Source organism: Tissierella sp., from assembly GCF_031460495.1.
Classification (GTDB): domain Bacteria; phylum Bacillota; class Clostridia; order Tissierellales; family Tissierellaceae; genus JAVKTS01.
On sequence record NZ_JAVKTS010000003.1, the window covers coordinates 487,394 to 513,232 of the forward strand.

The 25,839-nt window shown below is 32.9% G+C and carries 24 protein-coding genes, 1 tRNA gene and 1 riboswitch; of the genes, 3 read left to right on the top strand and 22 right to left on the bottom strand.

Translation table 11 applies throughout. From position 1 onward, the window contains the following. Nucleotides 1-8: 8 nt before the first annotated feature. The 14 genes from RIN63_RS09980 to metK form a co-directional block, all read right to left on the bottom strand. Nucleotides 9-635, bottom strand: a complete 627-nt coding sequence (locus tag RIN63_RS09980; protein WP_310444586.1) for a hypothetical protein — start codon at nt 633-635, stop codon at nt 9-11. Between the two features lie 842 nt (nt 636-1,477). Next, a complete protein-coding gene (locus tag RIN63_RS09985; RefSeq protein ID WP_310444587.1) occupies nt 1,478-2,290 on the bottom strand; it encodes a flagellin in 813 nt (270 codons plus the stop codon). A gap of 81 nt (nt 2,291-2,371) precedes the next feature. After that, a complete protein-coding gene (locus RIN63_RS09990; protein WP_310444588.1) occupies nt 2,372-3,934 on the bottom strand; it encodes an HD domain-containing phosphohydrolase in 1,563 nt (520 codons plus the stop codon). Between the two features lie 36 nt (nt 3,935-3,970). Then, nucleotides 3,971-4,198: a carbon storage regulator CsrA gene (gene csrA / locus RIN63_RS09995; protein WP_310444589.1), complete on the bottom strand. Its 228-nt coding sequence runs from the start codon at nt 4,196-4,198 to the stop codon at nt 3,971-3,973. Between the two features lies 1 nt (nt 4,199). Further along, nucleotides 4,200-4,649 carry a flagellar assembly protein FliW gene (gene fliW / locus RIN63_RS10000; protein ID WP_310444590.1) on the bottom strand — a complete coding sequence of 150 codons (450 nt, stop codon included), beginning with the start codon at nt 4,647-4,649 and terminating at the stop codon, nt 4,200-4,202. A gap of 97 nt (nt 4,650-4,746) precedes the next feature. Next, nucleotides 4,747-5,700: a flagellar hook-associated protein FlgL gene (gene flgL, locus RIN63_RS10005; RefSeq protein ID WP_310444591.1), complete on the bottom strand. Its 954-nt coding sequence runs from the start codon at nt 5,698-5,700 to the stop codon at nt 4,747-4,749. A 17-nt stretch (nt 5,701-5,717) separates the two neighbouring features. Next, the gene (flgK, locus tag RIN63_RS10010) at nt 5,718-7,163 is read right to left on the bottom strand and encodes a flagellar hook-associated protein FlgK (RefSeq protein ID WP_310444592.1); all 1,446 of its coding nucleotides are present in this window, start codon (nt 7,161-7,163) and stop codon (nt 5,718-5,720) included. 5 nt (nt 7,164-7,168) lie between these two features. Further along, entirely contained in the window at nt 7,169-8,566 is a 1,398-nt protein-coding gene (gene flgK, locus RIN63_RS10015; RefSeq protein ID WP_310444593.1) for a flagellar hook-associated protein FlgK, read from the bottom strand. Nucleotides 8,567-8,568: 2 nt separating this feature from the next. Continuing rightward, complete coding sequence (locus tag RIN63_RS10020) at nt 8,569-9,036, bottom strand: flagellar protein FlgN (protein WP_310444594.1); 468 nt, start codon at nt 9,034-9,036, stop codon at nt 8,569-8,571. Between the two features lie 15 nt (nt 9,037-9,051). Then, entirely contained in the window at nt 9,052-9,336 is a 285-nt protein-coding gene (gene flgM, locus RIN63_RS10025; RefSeq protein WP_310444595.1) for a flagellar biosynthesis anti-sigma factor FlgM, read from the bottom strand. 65 nt (nt 9,337-9,401) lie between these two features. Then, nucleotides 9,402-9,815, bottom strand: coding sequence for a TIGR03826 family flagellar region protein (locus tag RIN63_RS10030; protein WP_310444596.1), 414 nt, complete (start codon nt 9,813-9,815; stop codon nt 9,402-9,404). A gap of 18 nt (nt 9,816-9,833) precedes the next feature. Further along, complete coding sequence (locus RIN63_RS10035; protein WP_310444597.1) at nt 9,834-10,493, bottom strand: ComF family protein; 660 nt, start codon at nt 10,491-10,493, stop codon at nt 9,834-9,836. A 5-nt stretch (nt 10,494-10,498) separates the two neighbouring features. Beyond that, nucleotides 10,499-12,718: an ATP-dependent RecD-like DNA helicase gene (locus RIN63_RS10040; protein WP_310444598.1), complete on the bottom strand. Its 2,220-nt coding sequence runs from the start codon at nt 12,716-12,718 to the stop codon at nt 10,499-10,501. Between the two features lie 36 nt (nt 12,719-12,754). Next, entirely contained in the window at nt 12,755-13,927 is a 1,173-nt protein-coding gene (gene metK, locus RIN63_RS10045; RefSeq protein ID WP_310444599.1) for a methionine adenosyltransferase, read from the bottom strand. Nucleotides 13,928-14,171: 244 nt separating this feature from the next. Beyond that, a riboswitch (SAM riboswitch) is annotated at nt 14,172-14,271 on the bottom strand. A gap of 300 nt (nt 14,272-14,571) precedes the next feature. On the opposite strand from metK, the gene RIN63_RS10050 reads away from it, so the two are divergent. The 3 genes from RIN63_RS10050 (at nt 14,572) to RIN63_RS10060 (ending at nt 18,670) form a co-directional block, all read left to right on the top strand. Continuing rightward, nucleotides 14,572-14,648, top strand: a tRNA-Pro gene (locus tag RIN63_RS10050). 206 nt (nt 14,649-14,854) lie between these two features. Beyond that, a complete protein-coding gene (locus RIN63_RS10055; protein WP_310444600.1) occupies nt 14,855-15,229 on the top strand; it encodes a hypothetical protein in 375 nt (124 codons plus the stop codon). 576 nt (nt 15,230-15,805) lie between these two features. Further along, entirely contained in the window at nt 15,806-18,670 is a 2,865-nt protein-coding gene (locus tag RIN63_RS10060) for a phosphodiester glycosidase family protein (protein ID WP_310444601.1), read from the top strand. A gap of 29 nt (nt 18,671-18,699) precedes the next feature. On the opposite strand, the gene RIN63_RS10065 is transcribed toward RIN63_RS10060, so the two are convergent. The 8 genes from RIN63_RS10065 to murA all read right to left on the bottom strand — a co-directional run bounded on the left by RIN63_RS10065 (nt 18,700) and on the right by murA (nt 25,832). Then, nucleotides 18,700-19,029 carry a rod-binding protein gene (locus RIN63_RS10065; RefSeq protein WP_310444602.1) on the bottom strand — a complete coding sequence of 110 codons (330 nt, stop codon included), beginning with the start codon at nt 19,027-19,029 and terminating at the stop codon, nt 18,700-18,702. Between the two features lie 13 nt (nt 19,030-19,042). After that, a complete protein-coding gene (gene flgG, locus RIN63_RS10070; protein WP_310444603.1) occupies nt 19,043-19,837 on the bottom strand; it encodes a flagellar basal-body rod protein FlgG in 795 nt (264 codons plus the stop codon). 10 nt (nt 19,838-19,847) lie between these two features. Next, a complete protein-coding gene (locus RIN63_RS10075) occupies nt 19,848-20,888 on the bottom strand; it encodes a flagellar hook-basal body protein (RefSeq protein WP_310444604.1) in 1,041 nt (346 codons plus the stop codon). 69 nt (nt 20,889-20,957) lie between these two features. Continuing rightward, nucleotides 20,958-21,989: a rod shape-determining protein MreB gene (gene mreB, locus RIN63_RS10080; RefSeq protein ID WP_310444605.1), complete on the bottom strand. Its 1,032-nt coding sequence runs from the start codon at nt 21,987-21,989 to the stop codon at nt 20,958-20,960. Between the two features lie 126 nt (nt 21,990-22,115). Beyond that, nucleotides 22,116-22,370: a sporulation transcriptional regulator SpoIIID gene (gene spoIIID, locus RIN63_RS10085; RefSeq protein WP_310444606.1), complete on the bottom strand. Its 255-nt coding sequence runs from the start codon at nt 22,368-22,370 to the stop codon at nt 22,116-22,118. Nucleotides 22,371-22,422: 52 nt separating this feature from the next. After that, nucleotides 22,423-23,220 (bottom strand): M23 family metallopeptidase, encoded by a 798-nt coding sequence (locus tag RIN63_RS10090; RefSeq protein ID WP_310444607.1) that lies wholly within the window; start codon nt 23,218-23,220, stop codon nt 22,423-22,425. Between the two features lie 118 nt (nt 23,221-23,338). Next, nucleotides 23,339-24,382: a stage II sporulation protein D gene (gene spoIID / locus RIN63_RS10095; RefSeq protein ID WP_310444608.1), complete on the bottom strand. Its 1,044-nt coding sequence runs from the start codon at nt 24,380-24,382 to the stop codon at nt 23,339-23,341. Nucleotides 24,383-24,581: 199 nt separating this feature from the next. After that, the gene (gene murA / locus RIN63_RS10100) at nt 24,582-25,832 is read right to left on the bottom strand and encodes a UDP-N-acetylglucosamine 1-carboxyvinyltransferase (RefSeq protein WP_310444609.1); all 1,251 of its coding nucleotides are present in this window, start codon (nt 25,830-25,832) and stop codon (nt 24,582-24,584) included. Between the last annotated feature and the right edge of the window lie 7 nt (nt 25,833-25,839).

Consider the following 25,839-nt stretch of genomic DNA (forward strand, 5'->3'; position numbering starts at 1 on the left):
TTATTGTATCAATTGAGATTGGAAGAACTATCATTTTTATTGACTAGATTTAATAGTTTGGTTGCCATTTCTTTGAAAATTGTTGCAATCTCATATGATAATATATCTGCTATAGAGACATTATCACCATTAGATAGCGAATCTTCAAAATCTCCTAATATTGATTTAAGAGAAAACACCTCTTTTGCATATAGATTCCAATCTTTATAACTCAATACAACATCTTTTAATCTTTCATCTTGATCTATAAAAGAAAAAGTATTTATTACCCAGCTAATTCCACCTAGTAGATCTTCTAAATCCTTCCAAGATTCTTGATTAGGATTTTTGTAAAAGCTGTTAGCTAAATTATCTATAAGTTCTGGAGTTCTTTCTAGGTATTCTAACGCAGAATTCAATATATCATCTACTAATTCTTTATAAGTAGATGATATTACTTCCACCTTGTCAATTACCCTAATATTATCTAAGAAATATCCATAGTAGTCCTCAAACACTTCATATTCATCTACTACTATATGACTTAGCACTTTAGATGATTTAGCGATTATAGTATCTATTTCATTTAGTATATTATCAATCTCATCTTTATTGTTTTCATATTCCAAAATTTGATTTTCTATGTAAATTTTCAACATAATACCCCCATTCTTTTCTATGTATATATTATCGACAGAATTTGATATATATTTATATAATACCTCATTTTAGTATATCATGACAATTAAATATGAAGATATTTGCTGAATAAATATACTAATATGATATAATAAAACTAGAACCTTTGTTTGATGGAGGTGATAATGTGACTATCTTATTTACCGATGAAATGGTAAATATAATAAGAACTGAATATCCTGATTCAGATAATGAAATAGTATCTAATAGGTTGGGAATTTATTTCGATATGCTTTAAGATATAAAGCTTCTAGATTAGATATTAAAAAGCGATATGTTTATGAAAGAATATTATTAGGATACTGCTAAAACCTTACGAGAACTTATTACGGATTGTATAATAAAGTTCAAAGGATGAAAGAAAACGGCCTAATTTAAAAACCAGAGGAAAATCCTCTGGTTTTAGTTTGTCTCTTGAGACTTGTAAAATTATCTTAATAATTGTAATACAGTTTGAGGTGCTTGGTTTGCTTGCGGACCATCGTGTATGTTTCCATATACGCCAGACTATATCTTCAACCAAAATTTGATCTGGTTGTTGGGTACTTCGGGGGCACTCTCTCCCCTACGGACTTCATCACCGTACAATTATTTAATGTCTTAGGTGGTATATCCTAGTCGTTGAACCTTCTCCAACCTTTCAGTACAGGAACTCGGCTGCTGATTGTCCAATCTAACTAATTTTCAGACCTTCACGATTACCCTTTCGGATTGCGTTGTGGTTTAGTTAGCTTAAGGAGGTTCCAGCAATTCACCCAATTTGCTCTCAAAGATTACTCTCTGAAGGACCCTATTTCCATTATCTTAACAATTGTAGAACTGTTTGAGGATTTTGGAAGGATTGAGCCAACATAGCAGTTGAAGCTTGTTGTAATATGCTATTCTTTGTTTGCTCCATCATTTCTTTTGCCATATCTACGTCTCTTATTCTTGATTCTGCAGCTTGGATATTTTCTGAAGCATTATCTAAATTCTTGATTGTATGCTCTAATCTATTTTGATTTGCTCCAAGTTTTGATCTTTCAGCAGATACAAGTTTGATTGCAGCATCTACTTTAGCTATAGCACTAGCAGCACTACCATGTGATGCTATTACAAGAGCATTTACACTTAATTTAGCAGCTTTCATAGTTGATATTTTTAATGTCATACTTACGCCTTTATCAGCACCTATTTGGAATTTTACAGATGTAAGTGTACCATCTAATAAAACCTTCTCATTAAATGTAGTTTTTTCGGCTATTCTATCAATCTCTTTTACTAATTCAGTCATCTCATTTGCTAGCGCTGTTCTATCAACTGCAACGTTAGTATCATTAGCTGCTTGAACGGATAATTCTCTCATTCTTTGTAGGATTGAGTGAGTTTCATCTAATGCACCTTCTGCAGTTTGAATCATAGAAATAGCATCTTGTGAATTCTTTGAAGCCATATTAAGTCCTCTAACTTGCGCTCTCATTTTTTCGGAGATTGATAGTCCTGCTGCGTCATCTCCTGCTCTGTTTATTCTGTAACCTGATGATAATTTCTCCATTGATTTAGCTCCACCAGTGTTAGCTAATCCTAATTGTCTGTGTGTGTTCATTGCCATTAAATTGTTATTAATTCTCATTATTTATTCCTCCTTGATTTTTGTTGTTGGCATCCTTGCCACAATTTTTTAAGTCTTTTTATCCTTTTGGCCAAAGGTTTTCTAACTTTCAATATTATTATCGGATGTTTGTCCTATTACTTTAGTGTTTTTATCGGAATATTTTTCTTTTATTTCCAAAAATCTATCTAAATTGTCAAACAGTATGTCTACGAGTTTTGGATCGAAGTGTTTGCCTCTTTCTTCTTTGAAATAATTTAGTATGTCTTTGGTTACCCAAGGTTTTTTGTATATTCTTGGGCTGCCTAGGGCGTCGAATACATCTGCTATGGCTGTTATTCTTCCATAGATGTGGATTTCTTTCCCTTTTAGCCCTCTTGGATAGCCCTTGCCGTCGTATCTCTCGTGGTGTTCGTGGGCTACTATGGATGCTGCTTTTAGGATTTCTCTTTTTGAGTTCTTCAGTAGATTATATCCTATTGTAGTGTGAGTTTTTATAATATTGTACTCTTCTTGTGTTAGTCTACTAGTTTTTAAAAGTATATTATCAGATATTGCTATCTTTCCTATATCATGAATTGGCGTTGCATGGGTAAGGAGTATCACATCTCTTTTGGATAATCCATATTCTTCAGCTAGTATTTCACAGTATTTGGATACTCTCTTTACATGGTATCCTGTTTCTTCTGATCTGGCTTCTGTTACTTCTCCTAATGTATATAGTATTTCTTTTTGAGTTTCTTCTATTTCTAGATTTAGACAAAGGTTGTCGAAGGTAGCTGATATACTTTTGTGAAATACATCTAGAAGTTCCATATCTACATCTATTTCACCATCTATTTCTATATATATTATGGCTTCATTCCCAGCCGTACTTTTGTATTTAGCCACATAACAATTATCATAAAAATCATGTTCACCATCATTATATAATTTGTTAAGTTTCATCAGATCAGCTTCAGATACGGTTTGTCTGATGCTCTTATGAATAGATTCTTTATATTTCCCATGGCCATCTATTAATTTGAAAATATTTGAAGTCCCCTGCCTAATAGCTGCGAAGGAATTTATTTTACATTCTTGTACACTTTTACATTGATTAATTACCGCACTTAGGTGACAAAGACACCCAGATAGAAAATCTTCAATAGAGTTTGTCTCATATAGTTTGGATATAGATTGTACTACTTCTTCCATAGCTTCTTTATTGTTATTTATACGATTAATATCCCTAAAGGATCTTAGGGATGAAAATATAACTGTATTCATTTTTTTTGAAAATAAGTCTGTTTTATCTTCATATCCATTTATATCATAGCTTAATATAATTTCTTCCTGTAAACTCATAGATCTATTTCCAGTAATTAGAATTATTCTAATATTAGCATTTTTTATATCTTCTCTAATATATTTTGCCAAACCTAGACCTGAGTCTTTTTCTTCTAAAAATACATCTAACAATGCCAATGCTATATCATTGTTTTTCTTCAATATTTCAACGGCATCTTTTGATGTATATGCACTATAAAACTCCACAGGTTTATTTTCAAATCTAAGATTTTTGTTAAGCTCTTTTACCATTCTGTGTACAAAATTATCATCATCTACTATGAGTACTTTCCACGATCCATTGTGGCTCAGATTCTCTATTTCATCCTTGAACACCCTACAATTCCTCCTTGAGTACATTAAACCTACGCTCTATTGCTTTTTAAGTAATCTTTTCATTTCTTCTAGGTTTGTAGTATTATTAACTGCTGCTAAATTCTCTTCTTGTATTTTCTTGTATAATTCCTTGCGCATTATATCTATATTTTTTGGTGCTTCTATGCCAATTTTCACTTTACCGTCTTCTATTTCTACAATTCTAATCTCAATATTTCCATCTATAATTATAGACTCATCTTTTTTCCTCGAAAGTATTAGCATATTATTCTCCTCCTGTTTTGGAGTCTTGATTGAATATGAAATGTTTGGTAGTATATCTTTCATCATCTAATATTACTTGTTTACCTAGTCTTTTTCTAGTATTGATGACTATTGGTCCTAGAAGGTTGGTAGTCATCTTTGTCATATCTTCTGGTACTACTACCATGGAGTATATGGCTACTTCTTCTTGCTTTTCTATCATTAGTTTATTAGTTGCTATTTCTGGAAGTAATATATCATAGTCACTAAATATTTCAAATGGATTCAGTATTACAAAAGATAAGTCTAGGTTTTTAACGGATTGTAAAAAATGAAAAGGATTTTCTTCATCTTCATTTAATACAATGATAAATTCTTTCTCCTCTTCAAATCCAGGTATTCCTTCTTGAAACTTAATTATCTTTTCTTCTTTAATATCTATTTCGCCAAAATTCCTCGTTCTTATTCTCATCCATACTACCTCCTTTTATTCAATTATAATACAAAATATGAGATTATAATACAATAATCTAAAAAATAAAAAGGGACATCAGTCCCCTATTGATTTATTATCTTAGAAAATCCATTAAGCTTGGTTGTATTATTCTAGCCCCTACTGCAAGGCTTGCGTTGTATACATTTTCTTCTATAGCTAATTTCATCATTGCTTCTGGTAAGCTTACATCTTCGTTGAAGGATAGCAACTCTTTTAGGTTTATTAATTGATCTTCTAATTTACTTTCTGTTAGTTGTATTCTATTGGTTTTTGCTCCTATTTCTGCTGTAACTGATAAGATTTGGTTGCTAGCATCCTTTATATTTCCTAAGGCTGTTTGAAGATCATCTGCTGGATTTGCAGATGTCCCTGCTAGAGCAGCTTCTAAATCGTCAAACATTTGTATTAAATATGCTTTACTTCCTGCAGTCACTTCTGTTTCATAATCCTTAGTTCCACTTCCAAATATCTTGTTTCCCAAAGTATTTACTGATACCCTCTCAGCAACTCCTACATTATAGACAAATACTTCATCTATGGGAACTCCCCCATCATCTAGCCCAATATTTACCTTATAGTTTCCATTTTCATCTAGTAATTCCTTGTCAGTCTTATATCCTGTAAATATTGATCTTCCTGCATAGGTCGTATTTCCTATTTGGATTAAATGTCCCTTTAACTCAGTTATTTCTGCTTCAATCTTTTTTAGATCATCTGGAGCATTTGTACCATTTGCTGCTTGATTAGTTAATTCATAAGTTCTCTTAAGTACTTCATTTATTTCCTTAAATGCTGATTCTGATTCTTTCATCCAAGCCTTTGCATCCTTAGTATTTCTTAGATATTGGCTTACTTTTGATATATCTGTATTAAATTTTAAAGATTTACTGGCAGCTATTGGGTCATCTGAAGGTACTCGAAATTTCTTGCCTTTAGATGATTCAAATTGTAACTTTTCCAATCTTTGTAGAGTACCATTTAAATTATATGTCATATTGCTTACAAGCATATTATTTGTTATACGCAATTTACTTCACTCCCTTCTTATCTTCCAACCATTCCTAGCCTATTTACTGTGATATCCAATAGTGCATCCATTGTTGATATCATCTTTGATGCTGCTACATATACATGTTGGAATTTTACCATATCAGCCATTTCTTCCTCTAAGGATACTCCTGATATGGATGCTCGTTTTGTTTCTACATTTTTTTGCATTAGCTCCTGTGTAGCATATAACCTTTTTGATTGAAGGCTATCTACTGCCATGGATGAAAGCATTGCTTTAATAAAATCATCTGGTGTTCCTTGGGATACAGCTCCTGAGAAGAAATCTCTGGATTCCCTTTGCTTTACAAGGGCTAAAAGATTTCCATTGTCTTCTGCTGCTCCACCAGAAATTGAAGCTGCTGCAATTTTCTTTATATCATCTATTATGTCTTGATTTACGCCCAATGTTGCCGCTGCTTCCTCATCACTTGTATAAGTGAAGAAGTCTATTCCATCCACACCAGCTCCACGACTTTCACCTATTCCATATCCTTTTCTATGGAGTTCATTGAATTTATCTGCAAATCCCTTTGCAAAGTCATTAAGCTGCTCCATATAATATGGTATACCTCTATAAGTATTTCCTTGTCCATCTCCTTGAATCATATCCAATAGTCCCTTTAATTCTCCTGACTTAGGATTTGCATCTCCGCCATTCTCCCAAAGAATATCATAAGTATCCTCTACTCCAACTGTTGTTTTCTTAAGGAACATCTTGTTAGTATTCATGTGGTCTACTATGGATATTCCATTAACCGATATCTCATATTTGCCGTCTGATGATTCATTTACTCTCACATTTACTATCTTAGATAATTCATCTACTAGCAATTCCCTTCTATCTCTTAGGTCATTGGCTTGTTTTCCATCTATTTCTTGAGAATATATTTGCTTATTTAATCCTGCTATTCTTTCACTTAAACTATTTACATACTTTACTTTAGTTTCTATTTCATATTCTGTTTCTTTTTTTACATCACGCAATCTTTTTATAGTTTCCTGTACATGCTTCGTAAAGGCAATGGCATTTTCTCTAACAGGCTCCCTATATGCTATATCTGATGGGTTCTTGCTCATTTCATCTAAGCTTGAATAGAAATCATCCATATATTGTCTAAAACTACTATTAGATGGTTCACCCATTAATTTTTCCATTTCAGTTAATGCATTTTTCTTTACTTCCCATTCTCCCATTGGAGCCATTTCATTCCAATATTTAAAATCAACGAAGGAATCCCTTACTCTTTGAACATTATAGATTTCTGTACCTGTACCTAGAAATCCTATCCCTGGCATTAAAAAAGGGTTTGTAGCTTTTTGGTCTATTTGTTGCCTAGAATATCCCTTTGTGCTTGCATTGTCTATATTATGATTTGTAGTATATAAAGCTCTTTGTGATGCAAGGAGCCCTCTTACCGCTGAATTAAATCCAAATATCATTCTTTCTACCTCCCAACTAATCCTACTCTATTGACTACTGTCTCTATCATTTCATCTATAGCGTTGATCACTCTTGAATTCGCAGAGTAGAAATGTTGAAATTTTATCATATCTGCCATTTCTTCATCTAATGATACATCTGAAAGAGATGATCTTTTTTCATCTATGGACTTTATCAAAAATCCTTGATTGTCTGCTACCAGTCTAGAGGCTTCTCTTTCCAAACCTAATTCAAGTATTATATCTCTATAATATCCATCAATATTCATAGAACCAAATAGGGTTTCATCGTTTCTTATTTCATATATTTCCTTTGCTATATTTCCATCTCCGATTCCACCAGTTTTTGATATAGCTATTTTATTATAGTTAGATAATGCTGGGTTTACTTTGATGTTAGCAGCCGTAATGACTCCATCTGTCCCTACAAAGAAGTCCAATCCCAAATTCATGCCTTGTAAGTCTATTCCAGTTTTATGAAGGTCATTTATTCTACTGGCTACTGTACTAACTAGAGTATCTAATCTATTCATATAATTAGTCAAAGATCCGTCCCTTACATCTATATATCCTGCCAGTTCTCCAAGGCCATTTAAATTAATTTTATCATTGGTTTTATCCCAATAAATATGTCCTAAGCCCTTTTCATCAGTTTTCATATCTATTTTACTAATATAACTACCATTTACTAAATCCTTCCCCTGTAAAGAAATAATTGTCTCTCCATAGGAATTTTCATAGGATGTAATTGGAATTAGTTCAGATAATCTATCTAATAGAGCATTTCTTTCATCTCTAAAATCATTGGCTTTTACTTTGCTATTTTCCCCTTCTACTACCTTGATGCTCTTATTTATTAATGCTATCTTGTTAAGTAAGCTATTGGTTTCTTCTACTTTAATGGTTATTTCTTTATTTAAATTTTGCTTTATATCGTTTAATTGATTGGATAGATGATTGACAGTTTCTGTCATTGCTACTGCTGATTCATGTACCAAGCCTCTAATAGTCAAGCTATCTGCTTCATTAGAAAGTTCGCTCCAATTGTTCCAAAATTCATCCATTACTTTTTGCAGTCCACTATTTGTTATTTCGTTAAATATTCCCTCTACATCTTCAAGAATCTGTGATTTTGAATTATGATATCCAAAGCTAGCCATTTCACGTCGTAGTTTCAAATCTAAGAATTCATCTCTGATTTGTCTGATCTGTGAAACATTCACTCCTGTTCCCATTTCCAGCCTGCTATCTGCTGATTTTGTATATGGATTATTTGTATGAATTGCTGATTGTCTCACATAGTTCACATTATTTGCGTTGGCTATATTGTGTGAAACAGTATTTAATGATTGCCTTGAAGCTTGAAGCCCGGATATTGATATATATAAACCGCCAAAACTCATATTTACACCTTCCTATCAAAAATACTATTTCCACTAGTTTTTTTATTGTTTAATCCATAGCTTGGATTATTACTTGAATTGGTGATTAAATTCATATTAAAATCAATCCAATCCAGATTTTCCCTTATTAAATCATTATTTAATGTATTTCTTACATAAAGTTCTTCAAAAGCTAAGGTCATTTTATCCTTTAAATCTATTAATCCCTTATTATCCTCTGGAACTCTTTCAATGACATCAGAAATAGGGGTATCTATAGCTACCCCCCAAGTATCTAACAATCTTTCTCTGGATTCTTCAAGTAGTGCCATCTCATTAATTAGATCTTCTTCTTTTTTTGTTGTTTTTTCTAAATCTTGTATTTGATGGTTGATAATCATATCTGTTTTTTCAAATGAAATCTCTTTTAGACTCATTAAAACAGTTAATTCTTTTTCCAATATTATTTCCAATTCTTCTTTAAAAGTCATTGTATTCACCAACCACTATATTTTTTTATCAAAATTGATACTTTCTAACATCTTCTCAGCGATTTTTTGCCCATCAATTTCATAGGTACCTGTCTCAATTTGGTTTTTAATAAATTCTACTTTATCCATGCGAATTTCTTCTACATCTTTAATCTTTTGTAATGCAAATTGAAACTCTACTGCCCTTTCAGATATCTTGATCTGGTCTTTTTCTTGACTCGCCTTATCTGATTTTACATTTTTTACCCCTGCATTTTTGTTATACACTTGAAATACATTATCAAGTTTATTTATTCTCATTAAAAAACACCCCGCTTCCCGTATTCAATAATATTATCGGTCAGATAGGATGTTTCTTTAACTTTTTATTTTTTACGGTCATGTCTATCCGCTACTCTAAACTTTTCTTCCACTTTCTTTGCAGAATTTTTCTTTGCCCTTTCTGTATTTAATACATCTCCTAGCTCTCTCTGAATGCTATTTGCACATTTTTCACAGAATCTCCCTGTCCTAATACTTGCTCCACATTTTTCACAATCAAGTATTAGATTTCCACCTTCTGCTATTTCAAGCCTTCCATCTCTTAAAAAATCTATTATTTTCCTCGAATCAATGCCTGTCCCTTCGCTTACATCAGAAATATTTGCACCTGGGTATTCGAGGAGAAATGCTTTGATACTTTGGAAATCCTTCTCATCATCTTTTCTACAAAAAAAACAAATTTTAAAACCATCATAGTTGTATACCCTTCCACATCGCGTACAGTTTTTTAAATTCATATTCCCACATCCTTTAATTTAATTTGTTTTACTTGATGTAAGTGCTAGTCCTATTACTTCTTTAGAGCCATTTTCCCTAAGTACTCTGCTACATTCTTCCATTGTCACCCCTGTAGTTATTATATCGTCAATTAGAAGTATTTTTTTACCTTTTATTTCTTCAGCTTTCTTTAACTCAAATGAATCTTGTAAATTGATAATCCTGTCAATCTTGACTAAATGGCTTTGCTCCTTTGTCCATTTTGTCTTTATCAAGTTATCATGTAATAATGGCTTGTTTAGATTCTCTGATATGTAATTTGCCAAAAGTTCTGCTTGATTATATCCTCTTAATGCTTCTTTTCTCCTATGAGCAGGTATGTATGCAATTATATCTATATTTTTTTCTATTTCTTTTTTTCTAATTGTATCTAGCATTATCTCACCAAAGGGCTTGTACAAATAATTTTTTCCATTAAATTTATATTCCTTCATCTTATCCCTAATAAATCTATTGTAAGAAAGAGAATAATAGGCCTTATTTATATAAGATGAATTAATTTCTATTTCCTTATCTAAAATATCTAAGTTTTCATAGCAGTCTTTACATATAAAATTCTTTATATTAGAATTATTTTCCCTACACATTAAGCATATATGTTTTTTTGGAAAAAGTAAATTATTTAATAACTCTATCAATATAATCACCCTATAAATATAGACATATAATTTCTAATCTTTTTATCCAGCGCAGAGTATCTTTTAGCTATTCTATTGTTTTTTATCATCATATCTAAGTATTTTTCTTCCCCTACTAATACTACTAGTTTTTTTGCCCTTGTAATAGCTGTATATAGCAAATTTCTTGTTAAAAGCATTGGTGGACCCCAGCTAATAGGCATGACAACTACTGGAAATTCAGAGCCTTGGGATTTATGTACTGTTGTGGCATAGGCTAGTTTCAGTTCATCTAATTGATTGAATTCATATTCTACTTCTCTTTCTTCATCAAATAGAACTGTTACTGTCCTCATGTCTTCATCTATGTCTATGATATACCCAAAATCTCCATTAAATACACCCTCACCGGATTCTACTTCCCTACCATTCCTAATTGTCTTCCATTCAATTGTGTAATTATTCTTTATTTGCATGACTTTATCCCCAACTCTAAATAAATCATCCCCTATTTGTTTCTCGTTTTTATTTTTATCCTTAGGATTTAGTACAGTTTGCAAATGTTTATTTAATGAATTTATACCTACTTCTCCTTTTTTCATAGGCGTAAGGACTTGGATATCTTTTAAGCTGTCTACCCCATAGAATGTGGGCAATCTCTCTTTACAAAGCTGAAGTATTGTACCTAATATTTGACTGGTAGTTGGCATAGTCATAAAATAAAAGTCTTTATCTTTTTCATTTAAAATAGGTTCTTCTCCTTTATTTATCCTGTGGGCATTGACTATTATCATGCTCTCTCCTGATTGTCTAAATATCTCATCTAATGTAACTACTTTAACTACTCCTGAAGCAATAATATCCTTTAGTACATTTCCAGCTCCTACAGATGGTAGTTGGTCTATATCTCCTACTAAAACTACTCTAGTACCTGGTTTTAATGCTTTTACTAAGGAATTCATAAGAAGAATATCTATCATAGATGCTTCATCTATTATAATCAAGTCTGTATCTATGGGACTGTCTTCGTCTTTGCCAAAGGCCATGGATTCTTCTTCCATAAAGGAGTATTCTAGGAGTCTATGTATAGTTTTTGCTTCTCTCCCTGTGGTTTCAGTCATCCTCTTAGCTGCTCTACCTGTTGGCGCAGTTAGAAGTACTGATAGCTTTAGATCTTCGCATATTTTAATGATGGCATTTATAGTTGTGGTTTTTCCTGTACCTGGCCCTCCTGTAATGACAACCAACCCATTATCTAAGGACTCCTTTATAGCTAGGATTTGTTTCTTTGCAAAGGTAATGTTTTCATCTTCTTCTATCTTTTTTATTTCCTTTTCTATATCTATATCTAGTTCTTCTAATTTAACTTGAGAAAGCTCAGTGAGTTTTCTACTTACATTATTTTCTGCCATGTGAAAAGGTGTATAATATACTAATATATTTTCGCCATCCGGGACTAAGTGAATATTTCCCCTTATGGCTAAAGTTCGCATTCCTTCTTCTATTTGGTTACTTTCTACTCCTAATAATTCTTGAGCCTTGGGTATTAGTTCATCTTTAGGTGCATAACAATGACCATTTCCCGCAAACTCCATTATAATATATCTTATACCCGCTTCTATCCTATAAGGTGACTCTTTGTTTATCCCCATTTTCCCTGCAATGGTATCAGCTGTCTTAAATCCTATGCCTATTATATCCTCGGACAATTTATATGGATTTTCCTTGAGAATATTTACTGTATTGTTTCCGTATTTCTTATATATCTTTACACCATAATTAACTGTAATTCCATATTGCTGCAGAAAGACCATAGTGTCCCGTAGTTCCCTCTGCTCAGCATAGGCTTCAACTATTTTTTCAAGTTTCTTGTCCCCTATTCCGCCTATTTCCTTCAGTCTTTCAGGATTATATTGTATGATTTCTAAGGAATCTAGTCCAAATTTCTCCACAATCTTTTTAGCTGTTTTTGGACCAATATGGGGAATTAATCCTGATGATAGATAATTTTCTATTCCCTTTGTGGTAGAAGGAATAACTGTAGAAATACCCGTGAAGGAAAATTGTTCTCCATAGTTAGGATGATAAATCATATCTCCTTCAACCTTTACCATCTCTTCTAAGGTCAAAAATGGTACATAGCCAACTATAGTAATAGGTCCGTCATCTGTATTCAATACGGCCACAGTATAGCCATTAGATTCATTCCTAAATCTAATTTCCTCAATTATGCCTTCTAAAATCATCTTTCATTTCACTCCCGTTGCAGAATTATTGGAGGCTTAGCCTCTCAATAATTCTACTTTATCTGTTTTCTCCCATGGTAAATCTAAATCTTCTCTTCCAAAATGTCCATAAGCTGCTAATTTTTTATAAATTGGGCGTCTAAGGTCTAAATCTCTGATAATAGCTGCTGGTCTAAGGTCAAAGTGTTTATCTACTAGTTTTTGAATTTCTTCATCAGATTTTTTTCCAGTGCCAAATGTATCTACATATATTGATACTGGTCTTGCTACTCCTATTGCATAGGCAAGACCTACCTCACACTTGTCCGCTAAGCCTGCTGCTACAATATTTTTTGCTACATATCTTGCTGCGTATGCCGCTGATCTATCTACTTTAGTTGGGTCTTTTCCTGAGAAAGCTCCACCACCATGTCTTGCATATCCACCATAGGTATCAACTATTATCTTTCTTCCTGTTAATCCTGCATCTCCCATAGGTCCTCCTACTACAAATCTTCCTGTAGGATTTACATAGTATTTTGTATTGTCATCCAACATATTATGAGGCACTATTTCCATTATTACATGTTTTATTATATCCTCTCTTATGGTGGATAATTCAACATCTGGACTATGTTGAGTAGATACAACAATATTTTCAATTCTAACTGGCTTATCGTCAATGTATTCAATAGTTACTTGAGTCTTTCCATCTGGTCTTAGATATTCTAATGTACCATCTTTTCTTACGTCAGTTAGTCTTTTAGCTAGTCTATGAGCCAAGGATATTGGTAATGGCATTAGCTCTTTTGTTTCATTACATGCAAAACCAAACATCATACCTTGATCTCCTGCACCTATTTGGTCTAAAGCATCATCTGAGTCAGTTTTTTGCTCTAAAGCTTTATCCACTCCTAAAGCTATATCTGCTGATTGCTCATTTATAGAAGTAAGCACTGCACAAGTATCGGAATCAAATCCATATTTTGCTCTTGTATATCCTATATCTTCTATCGTCTGTCTTGCAATCTTCTGTATATCTACATAGCAATTTGTAGTGATTTCACCTACTACTAATACCATTCCTGTTGTCACTGTTGTTTCACACGCCACCCTTGCTAATGGATCTTTTTCAAGTATTGCGTCAAGTATACTATCAGAAATTTGATCGCATACTTTGTCTGGATGTCCTTCTGTCACTGATTCAGAAGTAAATAACCATTTTTTCATTTGTTTCCCTCCTATTAATTCCTTATAATTTGAAACTGAATACATTCATATATTTTCTCTACATCAACTCACACTCTTAGATGTATTAGGGCATTTCCCCTCAGTTTCGCAACTCAAATCTATTCGCTCCCTACGGTCGCGTAGATTTGGTGCTCATTGCGTTTGACCTACATCAGCTCACTACATTCACTGTGTTAGGTCATAAAAAAAAACCTTCATTCGAAAAGGTTTTTGCGTTGGCTAAACCTCATCTTTCAGACTATTGTCTGTGGGAATTAGCACCTGGTAATATACTGGTTGCCGGATTTCATCGGGCCCGTACCCTCCATCGCTCTTGATAAGGAACTCTATTTATTTTTATATTCTACTAATTTTATCATAACTCAATATTGTAGTCAACGATGAAATATTGTATTATAATATTGTATAATAATATTGAAAACAGAATATAATAATCTAAATTAACATTAAATAATTTTTATGTGAAATCTGGAGATATTCTTAGATATTTTAAGATTAAATTTGAATTAGTTGTTAGATTTAATTTTTCGATTGCATTTGGATGATTTTTATTGATTATCATTTAATTTATACTATTGCATTTATTTCCCCCAAAGCTTATAATGTAATAGTCGGGTTTGCGACGGGGTGTAGCGCAGTTTGGTAGCGCACGTGGTTTGGGACCATGGGGCCGGGGGTTCAAATCCTCTCACCCCGACCATAGAACCGACAAAAAGGACTAAATGAAAATTTAGTCCTTTTTTTATTTTTTGACTTTGATTAATAATTCTCTCATATTCTAACCTCCTTAGTAAATTTTCAATATATATCAATCCAAGCTCTTGATCACTAAGTGATAATCCTAAATTTTATTAAAAAATTATATTAATCTAGTTTTTTGCTAATACTAACATCGGAGGTGTTAATATGAAAAAAGTTATTTTTGTTATACTTATTTGTACATTTGTTTTAGTAGGCTGTACCACTACTGATAATAGTGCTGAAGATAATAATACTAACTATACTAAAGAATTCCCATTCTTACCCAATCACCCTGATATGAAATTTGTTGAAATTCTTCAACAAGGCAAAGAAAATGAATATAGCTCTGCAACTTACATTGTGAAGAATGCAACTCAAGAAAAAGTCATAGAAGATTATATAGATATACTTGAAAGTGATTCTTGGAATCTAACTGTTGATAAGCCAATTCTCATAAACGCAACAAAAGATGATCATCAAGTAAATATCTATATTAATCCAGCTGACAATGATGTATCTTTAACTATTGTAGCAAAGTAATTTCTTAGAAGGGCATAAAGAAGCCCTTCTAAGGTTATTCTACATTAAACTAATCCATGTAATTCTTGATATTATTCTACAGTAATCATGTCAAAAGCTAGAAATACATCTAGTTTATTATTCATATCTTTCTTTTCATACCTACCAGCATTAATTAGATTTTCAAATATATTGTAGATCATCTTATATACCTCCTAACAATCTTTCCATCTATGAATTATAATGTACTCCTGTACTTCTAATAATTGATTTTGCAATTCAATTATAGCTGGTTGTAGGGTTCAAATCCTCTCACCCCGACCATAGAACCGACGAAAAGGACTAAATGAAAATTTAGTCCTTTTTTATTTTTTGTATTTTTAACTTAGGTACATAGTCTTAATTTTTACCTCTTTATTCCAACTGAGTTAGTTCTTACCATCAGCTTCCCCATTGTCCTAAACTTGTAATATCTTTGTAACCCAATTGATACATTAACATTATATAATTAAATTGGTAAAATTTATATGGGTAGGGGGTGAACCGGTACTGTAATATTTGACGGAAAACTATTGGAAAATACAACGAGGTGAGATTATGAGAAAGAATATCAAAAAAGTTTTTGTGTGTTTTATTGCTGCTGCCACAATCTTTACATCTTCTACAGGGGTACTGGCAAATAAAATAACTGTAAATATGCCCTATTCTATTTATGAAACTGTGGAAAAGAATAATATTTCCTCAGGGGTAGTACATGAGAAGATAATGAAATTTACCACTGCAGGATGGTGGAATATAAATGTTTTAAGAATCGATTTGTTAGATCCCTATACAGATATTAAGGGTCTTATCAACCCTGAAAGTATAATAAAAAGAGATAAGGTTAGTTCCTTAGTAGAAAAGCATAATGCTGTTGCAGGAATCAATGGGGACTTCTTTAGCTACACTCCACTACCTTGGGCTCTAAGTCCATTGATCAGCGAGGGAGAATTAGTGAGTATGTCTAGGGAAAGCAATCCCTTACCTAGCTTTTTTATAGATGTATTGAACCAAGGAAAGATAGGTTATTTTAATACTACTATTGATGCGGTTAATCTAAATACAGAAAAGAGTATTAGAGTAAATGTAGTAAATAATGTAATTTTTACAGAGTTTCAAACTGTAACCTTATTAAATAAAAACTGGGGACCTGAGTCAATAGGTACGAAATATCATAATGATGCAGTAGAAGTAGTTGTAGATAATGATGTAGTAGCTGAAGTTAGACAAGGTAAAGAAGCTGTAGCAATCCCTGAAAATGGATATGTTCTCATTGTAAGAGGACCGAGAGCACAAGAACTTTTAGGTCTATCTGTAGGGGATAAGATGGAATTAAAAGTAAAATCTGCCCCTGATATTAATGAAATTAAATTTTCCATGGGTGGAGGAAGTTTTATTCTAGAGAATGGAGAATTGAGAAATCCTGATACTTCATCTCCTGGTGATCATCCAAGATCCGGGATTGGTATTAGTAAAGAAGGAACTGAGATTATTTTAGTTACAATAGATGGTAGAGACTCATCCTTTAAAGGCGTTAGCCAAGAAATGTTTGGAGCTATAATGAGAGATTTAGGTGCTCACAATGCACTTAACTTAGACGGAGGCGGTTCTACTGCCATGGCTATCAAAGCAATTGATGAAAGTAAAGCAACTGTAGTAAACAAGCCTTCTGAGGGTACTGAAAGATTGGTAATTAATGCTGTAGGAGTATTCTCCAACGCTCCTGAAGGAAAACTAACCAATATCAAAATTTCAACAGATGACACTAATATGTTTGTAGACACTACTAGAAAACTAAATATAAAGGGATATGACGAATATTATAATCCTGTAACTTTGGATGAGACTAAGCTTGAATTTACTATTGAAGGTGTAGAAGGAAATATAGAGGGCAATGTATTTAAGGCTGAATCCACTGGACAGGCTAAGATTACAGTTAAATATGAAGACATAGTAACTTCTATAGACCTTAATGTACTTGGCACTATAAAGGATATAAATACTAGTCTATCGAGCTTTACTATAGGTATAAATAGTGAAAGAACTTTACCTATATTTTCAGGAAAGGATGCCATGGGATTTGAAGCAAAGATATATCCTGAAGATATTACATTTAGCACTATAAATGAAATTGGGTATGTAGTTAACAATGTATTCTATAGCGAAAAAGCACCACGAGCAGGAATATTAACTGCAAAAATTGGGGAAGGCTTAAGAAATATTCATGTATATGTGGGCAACGATGCTAAATTAGTTTCAGGATTTGAAAATATTGAGAATATAAAATTCACTTCCTATCCTAATACTGTTACTGGAGAAGTAAACCTTAATAGCGATGCAAAGGAAGGCAAATCTTCTGTATCCCTTAAATATGATTTCTCCAAGGGTGAAAAAACTCGAGCTGCATATGTAAATTTAATAACTGGTAAAAACTTAGGAATGGCTATTCCTGGAAATCCTAAAAGTCTTGGATTGTGGGTTAGTGGAGATAATAGCGGCAGTTGGTTAAGAGGGATCATCAAGGACAATAAGGGTAATAGTCATTATATAGATTTTGCTAAAAATGTGGACTGGACTGGATGGAAATATGTAACTGCTAATCTACCTACAAATATAAGCTATCCTATTACCATAGAAAAAGTTTATGCAGTTGAAACTGATAGTCTTAAGAAGCAAAGTGGTGAATTACTGTTTGACGGGTTAATTGCTCAATACACACCGGTATTAGGAAATATTACAATACCTACTCCTAGTGCTTTAAAGGATAATAAAAATGTTAAATCAGAAGTAAAGGCAGAAGGTTTCTCAATTGGAATTACATCTGAGCCTACTGGATTAGATGAATTAGTTAAATATGATGCTACTTCTAAGATCAAATCTAGAATAAACAACAATAATGTAGGAGTTTTATTAAATGGTGTCTCTGAAGAGTTTAAAAAAGACCTTAAGAATTCATCCATAATAAATGCTTCAGGTAATTACAATAAGAATAATCATAAAGACATGTTCTTCTTACATGTAAATACTCAAAAAGGTGGAATTAGAGCCACAAATCCTGAGCAATGGAATAGTCTTAGAAAGGATTTAGAGAATATTAAAGAAAATAATATAGTATTGTTATTATCCTCACCAGTATTTGGTGCAAATGGTTTTACAGATACTTTAGAAGCTAACTTATTCCATAAATATTTAATTGAAGCTAGGGATAGAGGGAAGAATGTATTTGTAGTACACGGAGGAAATTCTAATACCTCAGATTTAAGAGATAATATCAGATATATTGGAATAAATACAAAAACACCTGCTAAAGCAGAAGATATATATGACCTATCTATAGTAGAATTTGTAGTAAATGGTTCTGATGTAACTTATCAAATCAATCCATTATTTCAAAAACCAAATGTAACAGTAGGAAAAAAATAGATTTAGGGGTTATCCCCTAAATCTATTTTTTATAAGTTAATATATCCTTTTTTAAATTGATCATATAAAATCTTCGCCATGCCAATGCCATTATCTCCATTGGACATATCCTTAGACAATTCTTCTAGATACATCTCTTCAAACATAATGCTTCCTTGAGATTTTTCTATTATTCCATTATCTGGAACAGTTTTCTTCATCTCTTTTAGCATCATATAGGTGAATATACTCTCAAACTCCTTGCAAGCATCCATAAGTTTTTTATCATCAGGATTCTTGTTTAGATTTTCCATCTTTTTCTGCACTATAGAATAATCTTTCTCATTGTTTATAACATTACCAGTTGGTGTTATTTCCATCTAATACACCCCATTATCTCTTCAAGTTATTTGCCATTTGTAGCATTTCATCGGCAGTGGTAATAGCCTTTGAGTTGATTTCATAAGCTCTTTGAGCTGTAATCATCTTTACCATTTCATCTACCACTTGAACATTTGAAGCTTCTAGATATCCTTGGATTACCTTGGTACTCATTTCCTCAGCTTCTAAAAAAATTTCTTCTCCTGATGCAGTTGTTGCACTATATAGGTTTTGTCCTTCAGATTGAAGTCCCTCTGGGTTCATGAAATTTACAAGCATAAATCTTCCAACTTCAACTGATTCACCATCTTCATCCTTGCCATATACATATCCTAACTCATCAACTGAGATATCGGATATTCCTTCTTCTATAACTATCAAATCTTCATCTTCACTAAGTACAAAATATCCCTCAGAAGTAACTATAGTAGCCTCATCGCCGTCTATACTCAATTTAAAACTTCCATCTCTAGTATACCTTATATCTCCATTTGGCAATTCCACAGCGAAAAATCCTGCTCCATTTAATGCGAAATCAAAAGTTGACTGTGTTTCCATAAAACTACTTGTCCTAAAATCTCTCTTTGTAGCAACAGGCATAACTCCATGACCGACTTCTAAATTAACTGGTCTTCCTTGGTCGTCATTAACATTAGCTCTTTTTAAATTTGCATAAAACAAGTCTTTAAATTCTGACCTTTGTACCTTGTAACTAGTAGTATTTACATTAGCTAAGTTATTTGATATTGTGTCTATATTAAATTGTTGCGCCTTCATGCCTGTAGCTGCAGTCCATAGTGACCTCATTTTACTCCTCCTATACTCTTCCTATTTCATTAGCTGCTCTTTCCATCATTTCATCTTGCATCCTAACTACCTTTTGATTTGATTCAAACTCTCTTAGGAGAGTAATCATTTCCACCATTCCAGATATTGGATTCATATTTGAACCTTCTAAATAACCTTGTAATACTTCTCCATTAAAGGGAGTTTCTCCTACTACGGCATTTTCCGCCACATAGAAAAGATTGTCTCCTCTTTTTCTAAGGAATTCCTTATTGTCGATATCTACTATATCCAAAGTATCTATTAAAACATCATCTACAAAGACATTACCATTTGCTAAAATATCTATATTTCCTCCATTTAAAGGAATTGCTCCATTTTGGCCTAATATTCTCTTACCATCTAAATCAGATAAAAAGCCATTTGTTATGGAAAATGATCCGTTTCTTGTATATAAAGCTTCTCCATCTTCACCTTCAACTTTGAAAAATCCATTTCCTTTTATAGCCAAGTCTAACCTTCCGCCAGTATCCATAAAGCTACCATTAGTAAAATCAGTAACCATCTTTTGGAATCTAACTCCTCCACTCATAGTACCAATTACATGTAATGGTGGATTGTAAACAGCACCCTGAAGAAGATTTTCTATATCCCCAACTCCTTGTAAAGGATTTCCATTACTATCAGTTATATAATTCTCATAATCAGTTTTATATTCATCATCTAAATTCTTGTAAGAAGTCTTTAAATATCCTTCTTCATCCACAACAAATTGAATTTCTTTTACATAGGATCTACCTCTTGAAGTATTTACAACGAAAAAACCTTCGTCTGTACGAGCAGTATGGACTTCACCATTGTTTTCGTATGTAATATTAGCTCCTCTTGGTATATTTCCATATTCAGGAGTTCTACTCATCTTAGCTAACAATTTTTCTGGAAAGGATTCTGTAAGAGAAATATCCTTTTTATATCCAGAAGTATTTATATTAGCTAGATTATTTGTAAGAACATCTAATCTTCTTTGATTAGTAACTAAAGAAGTTGCACCAATATATAATCCTCTATTCACAATTATCACATCCTAATTTTTATATCTATATTGTTATCGACAATTTTTTCAAAAACTTTATCTATTACTTTAGTCCCTATATTTTTTAATGCTATTATCTTCTACTATAGTACTATCAAGAAACTGAACCCAATCCAAAGCTTTTCCAGTTCCTCTTGCAACACAAGAAACAGGCTCATTTGCTACTACTGCCTGAATTCCCGTCCTATCTGCGATTAGCTTGTCCAGTCCATATAGAAGAGCTCCTCCTCCTGTGAGTATAATCCCCTTGTTGCTAATATCAGCAGCTAATTCTGGTGGAGTTCTTTCTAGGACTGCGTGAACTGTATCAATGATCTCTTGAACTGGATCCTTGAGGGCTTCAAGCATATCTGTAGAAGAGATATTTACTGTAATAGGTAATCCTGTAAGTAAATTTCTTCCCCTTATTTCTTTAAATTCTTCAGTTTCTCTTTTAAATGCAGAGCCAATACTAAGTTTTAGTTCTTCAGCGGATCTTTCTCCAATCATCATATTATATTTTTTCCTAATATATTTAGTTACGGATTCGTCACATTCATCCCCAGCTATTTTTATAGAACGACTTACTACTATACCACCTAATGAAATCACGGCCACATCTGTAGTTCCACCACCAATATCTACTATCATATTTCCATTTGGTTCCGTAATATCAATTCCTGCTCCAATGGCAGCAGCAATAGGCTCTTCAATCAGGTAGGTTTTAATTGATCCTGCTTGATTAGTAGCCTCTATAACCGCTCTCTTTTCTACTTCTGTTATTCCACTTGGTACACATACTATTACTCTTGGTTTAAATAAATACTTCCCAACAGATTTCTGTATAAAATACTTTAACATTCTTTGCGTTATATCATAATCAGATATAACTCCATCCCTTAGAGGCCTGATTGCCACAATATTTCCCGGAGTCCTACCTAACATCTTCCTTGCTTCTTCACCTACAGCTAAAAATTTATTTGTATTTTGATCAATTGCAACAACAGATGGCTCCTTTAAAACTATTCCTTTTCCTTTTACATAGACTAATACACTGGCAGTACCCAAGTCTATGCCTATATCCGCTCTTAATCCACACATTAAAAGTCCCCCCTAATTGTCCTTATCTTATATTATATTCTACATAAAATCTAAAAATCCTTCTTTTTTTGCAAAATATTTTCTAAAATATGACAAAAAATTAAAAAATCCCAAATTTGGGACTTTTTACTCATTAACTGCACTATATTTCATCTTAGTTGCCTTACCGCCTCTAATATGTCTTTCTGCCTTATTAGTATCCAAAATACTTTTCACCATTGTTGCAACAAGAGGGTTTATCCTTGGTAATCTCTCTGTTACGTCTTTGTGTACCGTGCTCTTACTAACACCAAAAACTTTAGCAGCTTGCCTAACAGTAGCTTTTTCACTTACTATGTATTTTGCAATTTCTAAGGCTCTCTCTTCTATATAATCCTTCATTGATTAACCCCCCTTAAGATTTTGGGTATTATTAATAAATACTTATGCTTTTTTAATCCATAATAGAACGAGGATCTACTATTTTCCCATTTTTTATGACTTCAAAATGAATATGAGGCTCCATTAACATCTCTATTTTTCCAGTCTTTCCTACTTTGGAGATATGATCACCTTTCCGGACCTGTGTGCCTACGGTTACCATGTCTTTAGTAGCTAAATTTGAATATCGGGTTTGCAGTTCCTCATTATGCTCTATTACTATGACTATTCCCCATAACTGGTCTTCATATACTTCCTTTACAATTCCATCAGCTGCTGCTTTAATGTTGTCCCCTTCTTTGCCACCAATGTCAATTGCTCCATGACCTACCCAAGATTCAAGAGTCTCTGAATACACCAAAGAATCTGTTGTGTATTCTGTGATTATTGACCCATCAAGTGGTAGAATAAAGGATAAGTCCTTTACCACAAAATTTGAATCAGCCTCTTCTTCCTCGTCTTCAAATTCTAATTCCTCCATATCATCTTCTGAATAATCATCCTCAGGTAATAGTACTTCTATAACATCCTCTGGACTTTCTTCCACTAGCTCTTCTGAGTCTTCATCAGAACTACTAGCTTCCATTTCTTTGTCAGCGAGCATGGACAATTCTAAATCCTCATCATATGAAGTAGTTTTCCCTGGGTCATCATCTACAATGGTGAAATTATCACTTCCTAGCTTTGCATTTGTAGCATTTAAATTTCTCTTGGATATAAAAAGGGTCCCCCCTGCAACTACACATACACACAGAAATAAAAGTAAAATAAATCCTTCCTTTTCCATTAACTCAGTTAATTTTTTTTTCATATCCCCACCTCCATTAACTAGTATTTCCAGTTGATGAAAAATCATACAAGGAATATTAAGAAAAAATAAAAAAATTAATGGAAAAATAATAGAAATTTTAAGTGCTTTTCATCAATTGTTAATTGCTAATTGACCTAATCTCAACCCCAGTATAATAATGCTTTAATATCTCTTCAAAATTACTTCCATGCTTACCCATTCCATTGGCTCCCCATTGACTCATGCCCACCCCATGACCAAATCCATAGGTCTCTATGTCTATGATATTTAACTTTTTATCCATGGATATAATAAAATTAGTTGAATTTAATGCAAATAAATCCCTTAAATCTCTACCCTCAAGTATAATTCCATCTATTGCAATTTTTTTTACTCTGCCAGTTATTGTTCTATCTATTAACTTGATTTTGTCTGGGAGATTATCCTTATTTAAATTAACCTTTGGGTATTTTGATTTAATTTTTTCAATGAATTCAGTTGTTGTTAAGGTAATAGTATTTTTGAATTTTGGAGCTTCTTCTTCATAAGGGCTAGTCACTGATTTTAAATATGGCAACTCTGCTGCAAAAACATCCTTTACATCTTCAGTCCTGCCTCCAGATGTGGAATGATAAAGAGGTTCAATGATCTCTCCATTATAAAAAATACCTAATCCTTTAGTAAGGTTCACAGCCTCCTCTATCTTAGGCCAGTAATTTTCTATCCAAGATTCTCCATTTAGTTCTCCTAGCTGAGAAAAAGATAGATAGGCTTGACAATGTATACCACTACATATAGGAGCCGAGCTATGATCGGGGTGCCCTTCCTTATACTTGAGATTCCTAGAAATAGCATAAGTTCTAGCAGCTATTGCCTGTGCTTTTAGGGCTTCTATATGGAATGCTGCTGGCATTTCTGCTGCTACTACTCCCTTTACATAATCATCTATATTCATTTCTTCTACTAATCCTGATTTATTATTATAAAATTTAATTTTGTCATATACATAACCAACTACAATGGGCTTTTCCTCAACTTCTAATATTGGTTTTATCTCTTCTTCTAAAGCCTCTCCTTGAGCAGAATTTCCTTTAGGTACAAATTTAAAGGTCTTAACAATAACTGTAGGTAACAATATAGTTATTATTAAGACCATCGATATATAAATCCCTAGTTTTCTCATCGTCTCCTCCTCTTTGCATTAGTATAGTATAAAATATAATATGCCAATAACTAAAGCTTTATGCTTTAATTTAGTGAAGATAGTGAATAACTGATAGTGAAGAGTTTAAGAAAACAAATAAACCACAAGAACCGTCCCTGTGATTTAATGTTTGCTTTTAAATTAAAATAGGAAATAAAAAAAGTGCTAAAGCACTTTTTTATTTCCTATATATTATAGCTCCCAATTTGGAGAATTTTTCTTCTATATCATCATATCCTCTATCAATATGATAAATATTGTCTATTTCTGTTACTCCTTCTGATACTAATCCTGCAAGAACTAAAGCTGCACCTGCTCTTAAGTCTGAGGCTTTGACTGGGGCTGAAGTTAAATTACTAACACCTTGTATAATTGCGGATCTACCATCTATCTTAATATCTGCTCCCATCCTCTTTAGTTCATCAACATGCATAAATCTGTTTTCAAATACAGTTTCAATACATACAGAAGTACCTTCACATAGACTCATTAATGCCATAAATTGAGCCTGCATATCTGTAGGGAATCCTGGATACGGCATAGTTTTCACATCTATTGCCTTTAAATTCTTTGTCCCTATGACCCTAACAGTATCTTCATTTTCAATTACTTCACAACCAGCTTCCTTAAGTTTTGCTATTACTGGTTTAACATGTGATGTAATTACATTTTCTACGATTATATCTCCACCAGTTATTGCTGCGGCTACCATAAAAGTACCTGCCTCAATTCTGTCTGGAATAATGGAGTGAACTCCTCCACCTAATTTTTCTACGCCCTTAATTCTAATAGTAGATGTTCCTGCACCCTTAATATCTGCCCCAAGTTTGGATAAAAAGCTAGCTAAGTCAACTATTTCAGGTTCCATAGCTGCATTATCGATGATAGTCTCACCTTGGGCTAAGACTGCTGCCATCATAATATTCTCTGTTGCTCCAACAGAAGGAAAATCTAAGTAAATTTTTTCTCCTACTAATTTGTCTGCATAAGCATTAATATTACCATGATCCACATCTATTGTTGCTCCCAATGCCTTAAATCCTTTTAGATGCAAATCTATAGGCCTTGTTCCTATAGCACATCCTCCAGGTAAAGAGTTTTTAGTCTTACCTAGTCTTGATAGTAGTGGTCCCATGACTAAGAATGATGCCCTCATTTTACTCATAAGTTCGTATTTTGTTTCATAATTATTGATATTTGCAGAATTAATCTTTATAGTACTTTTATCCAAATGCTCAACCTTAGAGCCCAATGACTTGAGTACTTCACACATTACTTCTACATCTTTTAATTTTGGTACATCATCTAGTATAATATCCTCTGTCCCAAGTAAAGAAGCAGCTAGTATTGGAAGTGCTGAATTTTTTGCACCTGATATCCTTACTCTTCCTTTCAATGGAGGGCTTTTTTCCACCATTATTTTTTCCAAAAACATC